12 protein-coding genes are annotated in these 11,996 nt (G+C 54.0%); 3 read left to right on the forward strand and 9 right to left on the reverse strand.

Annotation, left to right across the window (positions count from 1 at the left end):
• Positions 1 to 33 precede the first annotated feature (33 nt).
• The 3 genes from O3S68_RS05800 to yncE are packed head-to-tail and all read right to left on the reverse strand — an operon-like array spanning position 34 to position 2,617.
• Positions 34 to 462, reverse strand: a complete 429-nt coding sequence (locus O3S68_RS05800) for a DUF7832 domain-containing protein (RefSeq protein WP_269231023.1) — start codon at positions 460 to 462, stop codon at positions 34 to 36.
• A gap of 21 nt (positions 463 to 483) precedes the next feature.
• Positions 484 to 1,497 (reverse strand): alpha/beta hydrolase family protein, encoded by a 1,014-nt coding sequence (locus O3S68_RS05805; RefSeq protein WP_269231024.1) that lies wholly within the window; start codon positions 1,495 to 1,497, stop codon positions 484 to 486.
• A 58-nt stretch (positions 1,498 to 1,555) separates the two neighbouring features.
• Positions 1,556 to 2,617 carry a 7-bladed beta-propeller protein YncE gene (yncE, locus tag O3S68_RS05810; RefSeq protein ID WP_269231025.1) on the reverse strand — a complete coding sequence of 354 codons (1,062 nt, stop codon included), beginning with the start codon at positions 2,615 to 2,617 and terminating at the stop codon, positions 1,556 to 1,558.
• Between the two features lie 265 nt (positions 2,618 to 2,882).
• On the opposite strand from yncE, the gene pqqU reads away from it, so the two are divergent.
• A complete protein-coding gene (gene pqqU / locus O3S68_RS05815; protein WP_269231026.1) occupies positions 2,883 to 4,994 on the forward strand; it encodes a TonB-dependent receptor PqqU in 2,112 nt (703 codons plus the stop codon).
• A 106-nt stretch (positions 4,995 to 5,100) separates the two neighbouring features.
• On the opposite strand, the gene O3S68_RS05820 is transcribed toward pqqU, so the two are convergent.
• From O3S68_RS05820 to O3S68_RS05840, 5 genes are all read right to left on the reverse strand, one after another.
• Positions 5,101 to 5,967, reverse strand: coding sequence for a GNAT family N-acetyltransferase (locus tag O3S68_RS05820; protein ID WP_269231027.1), 867 nt, complete (start codon positions 5,965 to 5,967; stop codon positions 5,101 to 5,103).
• Between the two features lie 70 nt (positions 5,968 to 6,037).
• The gene (locus tag O3S68_RS05825; protein WP_269231028.1) at positions 6,038 to 7,975 is read right to left on the reverse strand and encodes a methyl-accepting chemotaxis protein; all 1,938 of its coding nucleotides are present in this window, start codon (positions 7,973 to 7,975) and stop codon (positions 6,038 to 6,040) included.
• A 194-nt stretch (positions 7,976 to 8,169) separates the two neighbouring features.
• Positions 8,170 to 8,826 (reverse strand): GntR family transcriptional regulator, encoded by a 657-nt coding sequence (locus O3S68_RS05830; protein WP_160270198.1) that lies wholly within the window; start codon positions 8,824 to 8,826, stop codon positions 8,170 to 8,172.
• Between the two features lie 252 nt (positions 8,827 to 9,078).
• Positions 9,079 to 10,116, reverse strand: a complete 1,038-nt coding sequence (locus O3S68_RS05835) for an NADP-dependent oxidoreductase (protein WP_269231029.1) — start codon at positions 10,114 to 10,116, stop codon at positions 9,079 to 9,081.
• Between the two features lie 67 nt (positions 10,117 to 10,183).
• Positions 10,184 to 10,759: a helix-turn-helix domain-containing protein gene (locus tag O3S68_RS05840; protein ID WP_045508270.1), complete on the reverse strand. Its 576-nt coding sequence runs from the start codon at positions 10,757 to 10,759 to the stop codon at positions 10,184 to 10,186.
• Positions 10,760 to 10,796: 37 nt separating this feature from the next.
• On the opposite strand from O3S68_RS05840, the gene O3S68_RS05845 reads away from it, so the two are divergent.
• Together O3S68_RS05845 and O3S68_RS05850 are read left to right on the forward strand one after the other, a co-directional pair.
• A complete protein-coding gene (locus tag O3S68_RS05845; RefSeq protein WP_045508267.1) occupies positions 10,797 to 11,315 on the forward strand; it encodes a GNAT family N-acetyltransferase in 519 nt (172 codons plus the stop codon).
• Positions 11,312 to 11,761 (forward strand): DMT family transporter, encoded by a 450-nt coding sequence (locus O3S68_RS05850; protein ID WP_016496003.1) that lies wholly within the window; start codon positions 11,312 to 11,314, stop codon positions 11,759 to 11,761. The genes O3S68_RS05845 and O3S68_RS05850 overlap by 4 nt, the downstream gene beginning before the upstream one ends.
• Here the strand turns inward: O3S68_RS05850 and O3S68_RS05855 are convergent, their stop codons facing one another.
• On the reverse strand, positions 11,762 to 11,995 hold the full coding sequence (locus O3S68_RS05855) for a DUF2526 family protein (RefSeq protein WP_016496002.1): 234 nt from the start codon (positions 11,993 to 11,995) through the stop codon (positions 11,762 to 11,764). It abuts the gene before it with no gap.
• Position 11,996: the final 1 nt, after the last annotated feature.

Consider the following 11,996-nt stretch of genomic DNA (forward strand, 5'->3'; position numbering starts at 1 on the left):
GGAAACGTTGCGGCTTTTTTGTTGGCGCGAAAGTTACGCCTGCGCTTGTTTAAAACGTTGCCAGGCGGCAGTAATCTGCGGCGCAATCAACGCATAGTTTTCCTGGGTATTATCCACGTGGTAGATCGTTGGCAGCCCTGTCGCCAGCACGCGCTCGTAATCGTCAAAATACCCTGCCGTCTCAGTGGTGTAGTAATAGTCAGTGAAAGCCTGACCCTCTGCGTTTAAATCCTCTTTCCAGAATTTTTCATCACACATATTGATGAGAAAATCGCGACCCGTGATCGCGCGGTTGCGCACCGCGGCCAGCTCATCAGCAGACTCTTCCCGGTGAAACTCCCCTTCGAGCTGGTTGTCGATAATCCACGTCAGGTAAAAGCCGATATGGGTACCGGCGTTCTCCATCGGCAGCTCGTCCGGATATTGCCCGCCGTAGTGCCAGTCCATTCTATCGATAGCCATCTTATCCCCTTGGGAATGTTGTTAATCGGGACACGCGCCATTGCGTATCCAGCCTGAAATCATGTCCAGCGCGCCGGCTGCATACGCCTTGCGCCCTGATAACAGAAATAACCCTTGTTTCCACGCTGGCCACTGGGACGCTAATTGATAATCGTACCAGCGGCTGTTGAGCAGCCCGTGCGTGGCCGCCGGGATCAGCCGAAGGCATTGTGGCGTTTCCAGCGATAATTGCGCCCGCCAGACACCCATCGTTTCCTTTGAATCAACATTGCGATCGTCTTGCCCCATTAACACCATGACCGGCGTTTGCATGCTGCCGATGGCAACACGCGCATCAGCAAGCGCGTTACGGCGTTCAAAATCGTTGCGCGTGCAAACTGCGGCGCACGGACGGGACGTGGTTTCTTGCGTATAGTGCGCATCAAACGCGGCGGTATCGTTCGCCACCGCCCGGGTAATTTCATTCGCAGGTTGACCGGCAAGCTGCATACGCTGGCGCAAATAATATGCCCCCTGGTTACGCCAGTTTATTGCCGGGCCCACCAGAACGGCAAAATCGGCCTGCGCCAACTGACTGGCCTGCGGCACCACCCAGCCCGCCTGAGAAAAGCCAACAAAACCTAACCGGCTGTGCGCCAGCGCCGGTTGCTGTCGCAACTGTTGCAGTACAAAAGCGGCTTCCTGCGCGCGATCGTCCATGGTTTGCGCCAGCCAGTTTCCTGTGCTCTCACCAACACCGGGTTTATCCCACGAAAAGACCGCGATCCCCTGAGAGACAAGATGGTTCACCAGCGGCAGATAGCCACCATCAGACCAGCGATCCTGCGCGCCATCGCCGTGAACGAGCACCGCCACTGGCGGCGACGAGACATCTGCGGGAAGGATCAATGTTCCAGCCAGTGAATCGCTACCGTGGGTGATGCGCAGGGTTTGTTGCCCGCCCGCATCGGGAACGTCAAATTCGCTCAGGCGGAAAAAGAGAAAAAGCGCCAGCAAAAGAGCGGTCACGATCGTGGCAAGCAATGTACTGCGCATGGTATTTCCTTGCTGTATAAGAAAAAGCTCCCCGCAGGGAGCTTAAGGTATCAAACGATTACAGCGCAATACGTATCACATCATCTGGCTGCGTGGCCTCTTTCTCGCGCGTTGAAGCCTGTTTCACACTGACGTACAGCGTGTTGCCGTCCGCTGAAAGCGCCAGGCTGTTCGGATGGGTTGGCGTGGCGAAGGTTTTCACTACGCTATAGGTTTTGGCGTCGATAACGCTTACCTTCCCCGCCTCGCGGTGCGTCACGTAGACTTCATTGCGCGCCGGATTAAACAGCACCGCCAGTGATTCCGGCGCGGCGATTTTCTCCATTACCTTGCCGTTACGGGTATCGACAACCAGCACTTCCGGCGCTTTTGAGTCGGTGATAAACGCGCGATGACCGGCGGTATCGAGGCTCAGGTTGAGATAGAAGTGCTCTTTGCCGTCATCCTGCAATTTTTTGCGTTCAAGGATGCGGTTATTGCGGGTATCAATGGTAATTAGCTCGCCGTCAGCATTGGTGGTGTAGAGACGTTTTGCCGCAGTATCGATGGCAAGGCCGGTGCTGTATGTCCCCGTACTGGTAATGGTCGTTTTCAGCTTCAGCGCAGCACCATCCACCACCCATATCGCACTCTCTTTCCCGACGCCGGTGATGTAAACGGTATTGGTCTCTTCATCCACCGCCAGCTCGCGCGGGCTGAGCGGGCGCACCGTTTCCGAACGTTTACGCGCCTCCAGCACCACGCGGCCTTTGATGACGCCGGTTTTAGCGTCTACCGCCGTTACGCAACCGTCTGTGGTGTTGCCGAACCACAGCGTCTGCGTGCGGTGATTAAGCGTTGCGCCGAAGGGTTTTACATCGCTGTGAATAGCTTGCGTAATGGCAAGCGTGGCCGGATCAAGACGGTAAATCACCCCGCCTTTATCCGTTTTGCGGCTTTGCGCAGTGGCCAGCCACAGCGCGTTTTCCTGCTGGCTGATGGCCATTTCATAGGCACCTTTGCCGACGGCTTTGCGCAGCATCTCCTCTGCGGCGTGGGTGTTAAATGAACCCGCCAGCAGTAACGATCCCAGAAGCAACGTACGGCGCAAGCGCGGTGAGCATAATTGGCGTAAAGACATGACGACTCCCTTTGTTCAACTTAATGGTTACGTTTTCACATGCGTCCAGTGCACGAAACGGCGGTTTCGCTTATTGTTGTAGTTGAGAATAGTAATCATTAATGACAAGAAAGTGGAGTGTTAATCGTCGCGACGCAGGATCCCGTTTCCTCCGTTACACTAATCATTAACGTAATGTGCGTTTAAAGTTTTCAAATAATTTACATACGCTTTAACATATTGGCGTATTTCCTTTTTTTGGTTCGTCTTTTAACTTGGTTCCGTCATGAATATCATTTCCGCCACAAAGGCCACCTTGCCGGTGTTATTGCTACCGGCTGCGCTCTCCACGCCCGCTTATGCGGCCGACAACGAACAAACCATGATTGTCAGCGCCACACCGCAGACCGTTTCCGAACTGGACAGCCCCGCCGCCGTGAGCGTCGTGCAAGGCGACGACATCCGCCAGGCTGCACCGCGCGTCAATCTTTCGGAATCGCTGAACAGCGTTCCCGGTTTACAAGTGCAAAACCGGCAAAATTACGCCCAGGATCTGCAACTGTCGATTCGCGGCTTTGGTTCGCGTTCTACTTACGGGGTACGCGGCATTCGCCTGTATGTGGATGGCATTCCCGCGACCATGCCGGATGGCCAGGGGCAAACTTCGAATATCGATTTAAACAGTGTGGAGAGCATTGATGTGCTGCGCGGCCCGTTCTCGGCGCTGTATGGCAACGCATCTGGCGGGGTAATGAATATCACCACGCAGACCGGGCGTGAACCGGCAACCATTGAAGCCAGCAGCTATTACGGTAGCTTTGGTAGCTGGCGCTACGGGTTGAAAGCCACCGGCGCAATGGGTGACGGAACGCACGCGGGCGATGTTGATTACACCGTGTCCAGCACCCGTTTTGTCACCCAGGGTTATCGCGATCGCAGCGGCGCGCGGAAAAATCTCGCCAACGCGAAACTCGGCGTGCGCATTGATGACGTCAGTAAACTGAGCCTGATTTTTAACAGCGTTGACATTAAAGCCAACGATGCAGGCGGGTTAACCGAGTCCGAGTGGAAAGATAACCCGCGCCAGTCACCGCGGGCGCAGCAATACGATACGCGCAAAACCATTAAGCAAACCCAGGCGGGCCTGCGCTATGAGCGCCAGATGAGCAGCCAGGATGATTTAAGCGTGATGATGTACGCCGGTGAGCGTGAAACCACGCAATATCAATCGATTCCGCGCGGCCCGCAGCTCAACCCCACCCACGCGGGCGGCGTGATTGATTTAACGCGCCACTATCAGGGTATTGATACCCGCTGGACGCACCGTGGTGAGCTGGGTGTACCGGTGACCTTTACCGGTGGTCTGAACTACGAAAACATGAGCGAGGAGCGCAAAGGTTACGAAAACTTTGTGATGAATGGCACCACGCCGGTGTATGGCGAAAAAGGCAGTCTGCGCCGTAACGAACGCAATCTGATGTGGAACGTCGATCCGTATCTGCAAACCGCCTGGCAACTCACCGATAAGCTGTCGCTGGATGCGGGCGTGCGTTACAGCTCCGTCTGGTTTGATTCCAACGATCATTACATTACAGCGCGAAATGGTGATGACAGCGGCGAAGCCAGTTATCACAAATGGCTGCCTGCTGCGTCGCTGAAATATGCCATGACCGAGGGCTGGAATGTGTATGCCGCCGCCGGTCGCGGTTTTGAAACGCCCACGATTAATGAACTCTCCTACCGCGCGGATGGCAAAACTGGTCTCAACTTCGCGCTGAAGCCGTCAACTAACGACACCGTGGAGATCGGCAGCAAAACACGTATCGGCAATGGCCTGCTGACCGCCGCGCTGTTCCGTACGGATACGGATAATGAGATCGTGACCGATACCAGCACTGGTGGGCGCACCACCTATAAAAACGCCGGGAAAACCCGTCGTCAGGGCGCGGAATTATCCCTCGATCAGCAATTCGCCGGGAACTGGCGGGCAAAACTGGCGTGGACCTATCTTGATGCAACATATCGCAGTGACGTATGCGATGGTGCATGTAATGGCAACCGTATTCCGGGTATCGCGCGCAATATGGGCTTTGCCTCGCTGGGCTGGATCCCGGATCAGGGCTGGTACGCGGGCGCAGATGTGCGCTATATGAGCGATCTGATGGCCAATGACGAAAACAGCGCCAAAGCGCCTTCTTATACCGTCACCGGGCTGAATACCGGCTATAAATTCAGCTATGGCAACTGGATGATGGACGTGTTTGGCCGGGTCGATAACCTGTTTGATCGCAAATACGTCGGTTCCGTTATCGTTAACGAAGGCAATGACCGTTATTACGAACCGGCCCCGGGGCGTAATTACGGCGTCGGCTTATCGGTCGCGTATCAGTTTGAATAATAAAAAAGCCCCTGTTAGCAGGGGCTTTTTTTTATAGCGATAACGCTCAGGCGTGTGACAACCAGGCGTGGGACAACCAGGCGTGGGACAACCAGGCGTGGGACAACTAGGCATGTGACAACAGTGGGAACATCACCTGATGGTCGCGAAACACATTCTCTTTGCCGCTGAACAGAAACAGCGTGTCCTCATCGTCGATTAACGTGCATTCGCATTCGCGGGATTCGTTGGGCGTAAAACCTAACACCACACGCTGGGTTTGTTGATTGGCTAATGCATTAACGATTTGCGTTAATGTCGTGCCCGGTTCGGCAAAAATATCGAAGCACAGCAGCGTGCCTCTGTTTTGCGTGGCAATGGCGATAGCCTGATATTTTTCTGAAAAGTAGACGCACGCTTTTAAATACGACGCACAGTAAAACATCAACAACCCTACGTTGTTATTCATCGGCAGCGCCGAAAAGGGGTTAGATTTCGCGTAATAGCGCAGCAACTGCTGCCTGTCGGCGTCGTCGTCCATATCCAGCCGGCGAAAGTCACTCGCCACCGGCGTGGCGCGCAGGGTGTATTGATATTCCCGCGCTTTCTCAAAGCCAAACTTCGGATAAAAATCCCGCACGGTGGCGTTTGCGTACAAATAGATTGCATCGGCCCGGTGTTGCCAGTCCCGGATGATTTCCGTCAGCAGGTAACGGGCGAGTCCGTTATTGCGATAGCGCTTATCGGTCATTACCGTGCCTATCTGGATATAGCGTTTTTCGGCGCCCAACCAGCGTGTATCGATAACGTTAACCGAGGCATTGGCGATAACCTGGTTGTCATCAACCAGCGCGTAGGGAATGTAGTTTTCCGTCCAGAATCCCGCCTGATACCATGCCTCGAAGGATAAATCGAAGGTATCTACGGCTAAATCAATAAAGCTTTGGCGCAACGTATCGTGCTGTTTTAGTTGTTTTACCAGAGGGTATTTCATACCGCCGTTTCCCATAAAAAAGCCCGGTTGCATCGCGCTTCCGGGCTGCTACTGATGCGCGTATCAAAAGTTAAAACGTAGTCCAGCCCTCATCGCTCGTGGCGGTTTCACGCGGTTCGACGTTCTGCTTCACAGCGGGCCTGGCGGTCGGTTTACCTGTTTTGGCGACCGGTTTTGCGCCATTCTGATCGAGACGGAACGTAGCGACCAGTTCTTCCAGCAAACGTGCCTGCTCTTCCAGCGAACCCGCCGCCGATGAGGATTCGCTCACCAGCGAGGCGTTCTGCTGCGTGGTGCTATCCAGCTCACCCACCGCGCGCGCGATTTGTTCAATACCGCGGCTCTGCTCTTCGGAAGCGGAAGAGATTTCGCCCATGATATCGTTAACACGAGTGACAGACTGCACCACCTGATCCATGGTTTCACCGGCTTTCGCCACCAGTTCGCTACCGACATTAATGCGTGATACAGATTCGCTAATCAGCTGTTCAATATCTTTTGCCGCCTGCGAGCTGCGTTGCGACAGGCTGCGCACTTCGCTGGCGACTACCGCAAAGCCACGGCCCTGTTCACCGGCGCGTGCCGCTTCTACCGCGGCGTTCAGTGCCAGAATGTTAGTCTGGAAGGCGATGCTGTTAATCACAGCAGTAATATCGGCAATTTTGTTCGAACTGTTATGAATATCGCCCATGGTGTTCACCACTTCGCGCATCACCGTGCCGCCTTCGCTGGCGGTTTTCGACGCCTGAGCGGCCAGGCTGCTGGCATTGCGCGCGTTATCGGCGTTGTTTTTCACCGTGGCGGTCAACTCTTCCATACTGGCCGCGGTTTCAACCACCGCCGCTGCCTGCTGCTCGGTGCGGGAAGAGAGATCGGTATTGCCTTCGGCAATCTCCGTCGCTGCACGCGAAACCTGGCTCACGCTGTTGCGCACTTCAAAAATCATATCGCGCAGCGTGTCGTTCATCCGGCCCATCGCACCGGTTAATTGCCCCAGCTCATCGGTGCTCTGCGCACGAATTTGTGAGCTGAGATCGCCACTGGCGATACGTTCTGCCAGCGCCAGGTTGCGATCGATAGGACGCGTAATCTGGCGGATAACCCACCAGGAGACAATTACACCGAGCAGGATAGCGATCACACCGATAATCGACGCAATGGTGCTCGAGGTGTACGCCAGTTCATCGTTGTGCGCTTTCACCAGCGTAATGATCTGTTTGAGCGAGGCGCTGCTCTCGTCCCCACCCACTTTTACTTTATCTTCCGCGGCTTTTAATGCCTGGAAAGCGCTGAGATAGTTGAGACTTAAATCGCGGTATTTCACCGTGTCATCCCACAGGGATTGCAACGGTGATTGCAGCTCACCCGGTAACTGGCTTGCCAGTGCCTGAACGCTCTTTTGCGTTGCGCCAAAACGGGCATCCAGCGCTTCTTTCGACTCTTTACCCGGGCTGTAACGCACCACCAGTGCGGCGTCGCGCACCGTGCTGATCGCAAATAACTGTTCGTAAATTTGCGCCATCAGCGCCGGGTCGGCCACCGGTGTGCGCACCAGCGTGGTATAGCGCGCCGAGAGATCTTGTGCGGCCAGTTTATCGAGCGAATCGCGCACGGTTTTGATGTCACCGGTGGCTTTTTGCATCTCGCCAATCGCGCTCTGGAACTGTTCCAGGTGGCGGGCGACATCGTTAATAATTTGTTTTTCGTTTGCAGACCAGGACATATCGTCGGCGCTGGCAGTCAGCTCGGAAGCGTGACGCACATAGTTGGCCATCACCTGCCCTGATTTATCATCGCCATAGAAGTATTTCAGACGGTTAATTTTGGCCTGAAATACTTCAATGTTGATGTTGTACATAAGATTGGTTTTTTCGTAGACGTCGCGTATTTCTTTGAAGCGCAATACGCTCAGGACGGTGGCAATAGCAACCAGAAAGAGAACTAATCCAAAACCGACTGACAGCTTCCTACTAATTTTTATGTTGCTTAACCGCTGGCTAAATGACATTCCGGACTCCTTGCTAAACCCCAATGTTAGCGCCCAACAACTGCACGCACACATTGTTATCGGCAATGAAACCAGGGAGTTCAGGTATGAGCTGGTCTTATCAGTGAAAAACGTGATATTGATGCGCCCCATTCGCAAATTTTTGCCGGGGAGCATCAATATAGAGAGAAAGGATTATGTTGTTGAATTATAACTTATCGATAGAATTGTTTGTGAACGATGTTTGCGCCCTCATCAATCGCACGCCATAACGCGCGTTCGCTAGCGAAAGCGTCTCCCTCTTCTAACGCGGCCAACAAATCGCTGTAATTTTCGACGCGCGTTAAATCCTCAGAATTTGGATAAAGATAATTGTAACAAGGCCCAATACGAACCCATAACTGCTCAATCAATGCGGTTAGCGTCGGCATCCCGGCGTGGTTGTAAACACTAAAGCGAAACACGCGGTTAGCCTGCAGTCCCTGCTCCGTGTTACCGCTTTTCATTGCTTCATGAAAATTCGCCGCCAGGATACGCAACTCACGAATTTTCTCCTTCGTCATATGCTGGCTGGCAGCGCGTGCGGCCATGCCCTCAAGATTTTTACGAATCTGGTTAATTTCGTTATAGCGATCAAGGCTGACTTCCGGAACCAGAAAAGCCTGCGCCGGCGTGGCATGCAGCGCACCTGCGGAGACCAACCGCAGTAACGCTTCCCGCACCGGTGTAATACTGGTGCCTAATTGATCTGCTATTTCCTTTGTGATGAGCCGCGCGCCCGGTTTAAGCGCACCAATAATAAGCGCACTTTTAAGACTCGCCTCAACTTGCATGGTGAGACTGGTCCGCTGCGCTTTTTCCAAATCAAGCATGTTTGTATCCCGTATAATTTCTTATTTATTCTCAGCCTGGTAGCGTGTCCGTAATTTGTGTCAATGAATATATTATATACACATGCCTGGTCTTGGATGGTCGCGTAAAAGTTAAAGCAATTTGTATTTATTATGCACAACTACCAGGAACCGCCTTCACAAGGTCATCAGTTCCTTATGCTTATCTAATTAAAGACGTTTCTCAAAAATTTGCACGATTTCTGATGGCGGTTTTTCACCGCCATCATTCTTTTAGCTGAGAGGCCCGATTTGCATTACGACTTTACCGAAATTTTTCCCTTCCAGCAGGCCGATAAAAGCGTCTGGCGCATTTTCCAGCCCTTCGATCAATTGCTCACGGTACTGAATTATTTCCTGTCGTATCCATTGTTCCATTTCTTGCTGAAATTCATGAATACGGTGCCCGTAATCCTGGCCAATAATAAAGCCCTGCAAACGGATTCGTTTTTTCAGCAAGATTGCCATTAATAACGGAATACGATCCGGACCGGCAGGAAGATCGGTGGCGTTATAGCCGCTGACTAACCCACAAAGCGGAATTCGCGCGGAGGTATTTAATAACGGCAGCACCGCATCAAATACTTTTCCGCCAACATTTTCGAAATAGATATCGATCCCCTGCGGACAGGCCGCAGCCAGTTGTTCGGCAAAATCCTCTGCGTGATGATCAATGCAGTGATCGAACCCCAGCACGTCAACCGCATGCCGGCATTTCTCGCTGCCACCGGCCACGCCGACCACGCGGCACCCCTTAATTTTACCGATTTGCCCCACCGTGGCGCCTACCGGACCGGTTGCGGCGGCAACAACTAACGTTTCACCGGATTTCGGCTGGCCGATATCCAGCAATCCCATATAGGCGGTAAACCCCGGCATACCAAGAATGCCGAGCGGCCACGACGGGTGCGGCGGGTTGTCTCCCAGTTTGACCAGGCCTTCGCCGCCCGAGATGTCGTAATCCTGCCAGCCGCTGTAGCCCAGCACCCAGTCACCTTCTGCGAAATCCGGGTGTTGCGATTTCACCACGCGGCTAACGGTGCCGCCGCACATCACTTCACCAATTTTCACCGGCGGCGAATACGACGGCGCATCGCTCATCCGCCCGCGCATATAGGGGTCTAACGAGAGGAAAACCGTGCGCAGCAACACCTGCCCTTCGCCTGGCGTGGCGATAGCGTCTTCTTCAAGGCGGAAATTCTCTGCGACGGGCGCACCGTGCGGGCGGGAAGCCAGTACCCAGCGGCGGTTGCGGTGAGGATCTTGTTTCATTGTTCGCTCCTGTACGTGTCAGACTAACTATTGATACTAGTCCCTGACGGCCAGGAGCGCGTTTACATTACGAGCTGGAAGGATTTAGCCGTACCACCAGATAACGGCAAGGCGCGTGGCTTTCATTGATAAAGCGGCAATCATTTGGCGGGCCGAGCTCCAGACAATCTCCGGCGTGCATCTCATGTCGCGTGTCGCCTTCAACGAACACCAGTTCCCCCTCCTGTAACCAGATAAGCTGGCGCGCCAGCGCATAGGCGGACGCAGGCATCGGAATATCGCTCCCGGCGGGCAGCTCGATTTGCACCAGGTCGATAGGTAAATCACTGCGCGGTGAAACATGACGGCGCAGATAGTGGCTCTGCGGATCGCGCCAGACGGGCTGATCGGCGTGGCGCAGCAGTTTACCTTCCTGCATTTCCGCGCGTGCAATCAGCGTTGACATACTGATGCCAAACGCGCCGGAAAGCCGCGCCAGCAACGCCGCCGTTGGGCTACTTTCGCCGCGTTCAATTTTGTGGATCATCGCCCGCGACACGCCGGCGCGCTCCGCCAGTTCGCTCAGTGACCAGCTACGTGATTCACGTTCAACACGAATTCGCGCACTGATCCGTTGATTTATATTGTCTGAGATAGTATTCATAACGTAATACTATAGTGTACAAATTTGAGGTTCAACCATGAATATTCGTTACGCCGGGAAAGAAGATTGCGCGGCCATCGCCGTCATTTACAACCATGCAGTGGTTAATACCGCAGCCATCTGGAATGACCAGACGGTCGATGTCGACAATCGTATCGCCTGGTTTGAAGCACGCGCCGCGCTCGGCTATCCGGTGCTGGTCAGCGAAGAAAACGGCGCAATCACCGGCTATGCCTCATTTGGCGACTGGCGCGCTTTTGACGGTTTTCGCCACACGGTTGAGCACTCGGTTTATGTCCACCCGGAACATCAGGGCAAAGGCATCGGCCTGGCGCTGATGGAGCGCTTAATTGAGGAAGCCAAACGCATCGGTAAACATGTGATGGTCGCGGGTATCGAAGCGCAGAATCACGGCTCAATTCATTTGCACAGCAAACTTGGGTTTGTGATTACCGGGCAAATGCCGCAGGTCGGCACTAAATTTGGCCGCTGGCTGGATTTGACGTTTATGCAGCTGCAACTCGATGACCGCACCGAACCGGACGCCATTGCATGAATCAGTCGCTCACCCTCACCTTTTTGATTGCTGCCGGTATTGGCCTGGTGGTGCAAAACACCTTAATGGTGCGCATTACCCAGTCGGCCTCGACGATCCTTATCGCCATGCTGCTGAATTCGCTGGTCGGCATTGTGCTGTTTGTCTCTATTTTGCTGATCAAACACGGTGTGGCCGGGTTTCAGGAGTTGTACGCCAGTGTCAAATGGTGGACGCTCATTCCCGGTCTGTTGGGGTCGTTTTTTGTCTTTGCCAGTATCAGTGGTTATCAATATGTCGGTGCGGCAACCACCATTGCGGTACTGGTGGCAAGCCAGCTTATCGGTGGTCTGGTAATGGATGTGGTGAGAAGCCAGGGCGTGGCGCTGAAAGCGCTGATTGGCCCGGTATGCGGCGCAGTGCTGCTGGTGATTGGCGCCTGGCTGGTAGCCAGACGCCAGTTTTAATTACAGGATCTCGCCACCTTTGGTGAGCTGTTCGCGTCGCGCTTCCATATCTTCTTTGTGCTGCCGACCATGGTGCGCAATTGCCTGACGCAGGCGCTGTTGCTGGGTGTAGCGTTCATCCCGGCTCAGTGCCGCATCATCGCTGAGTTCAACCAGTAACGCATTCATCCCGATAATAACGCCTTGTTCGATAGCCGCGTCGACACGTGCGATAACCTCATCCAGATGTGACATA

The organism is Kosakonia sp. SOY2, assembly GCF_027109175.1.
GTDB lineage: Bacteria > Pseudomonadota > Gammaproteobacteria > Enterobacterales > Enterobacteriaceae > Kosakonia.

What these genes read in the sequence shown, in the direction of transcription:
- O3S68_RS05830 (WP_160270198.1), bottom strand. Translation starts at nt 8,826, where the DNA reads ATGCTTGATTTGGAAAAAGCGCAGCGGACCAGTCTCACCATGCAAGTT.
- O3S68_RS05840 (WP_045508270.1), bottom strand. Translation starts at nt 10,759, where the DNA reads ATGAATACTATCTCAGACAATATAAATCAACGGATCAGTGCGCGAATT.
- yncE (WP_269231025.1), bottom strand. Translation starts at nt 2,617, where the DNA reads ATGTCTTTACGCCAATTATGCTCACCGCGCTTGCGCCGTACGTTGCTT.
- O3S68_RS05835 (WP_269231029.1), bottom strand. Translation starts at nt 10,116, where the DNA reads ATGAAACAAGATCCTCACCGCAACCGCCGCTGGGTACTGGCTTCCCGC.
- O3S68_RS05800 (WP_269231023.1), bottom strand. Translation starts at nt 462, where the DNA reads ATGGCTATCGATAGAATGGACTGGCACTACGGCGGGCAATATCCGGAC.
- pqqU (WP_269231026.1), top strand. Translation starts at nt 2,883, where the DNA reads ATGAATATCATTTCCGCCACAAAGGCCACCTTGCCGGTGTTATTGCTA.
- O3S68_RS05845 (WP_045508267.1), top strand. Translation starts at nt 10,797, where the DNA reads ATGAATATTCGTTACGCCGGGAAAGAAGATTGCGCGGCCATCGCCGTC.
- O3S68_RS05805 (WP_269231024.1), bottom strand. Translation starts at nt 1,497, where the DNA reads ATGCGCAGTACATTGCTTGCCACGATCGTGACCGCTCTTTTGCTGGCG.
- O3S68_RS05850 (WP_016496003.1), top strand. Translation starts at nt 11,312, where the DNA reads ATGAATCAGTCGCTCACCCTCACCTTTTTGATTGCTGCCGGTATTGGC.
- O3S68_RS05855 (WP_016496002.1), bottom strand. Translation starts at nt 11,995, where the DNA reads ATGTCACATCTGGATGAGGTTATCGCACGTGTCGACGCGGCTATCGAA.
- O3S68_RS05820 (WP_269231027.1), bottom strand. Translation starts at nt 5,967, where the DNA reads ATGAAATACCCTCTGGTAAAACAACTAAAACAGCACGATACGTTGCGC.
- O3S68_RS05825 (WP_269231028.1), bottom strand. Translation starts at nt 7,975, where the DNA reads ATGTCATTTAGCCAGCGGTTAAGCAACATAAAAATTAGTAGGAAGCTG.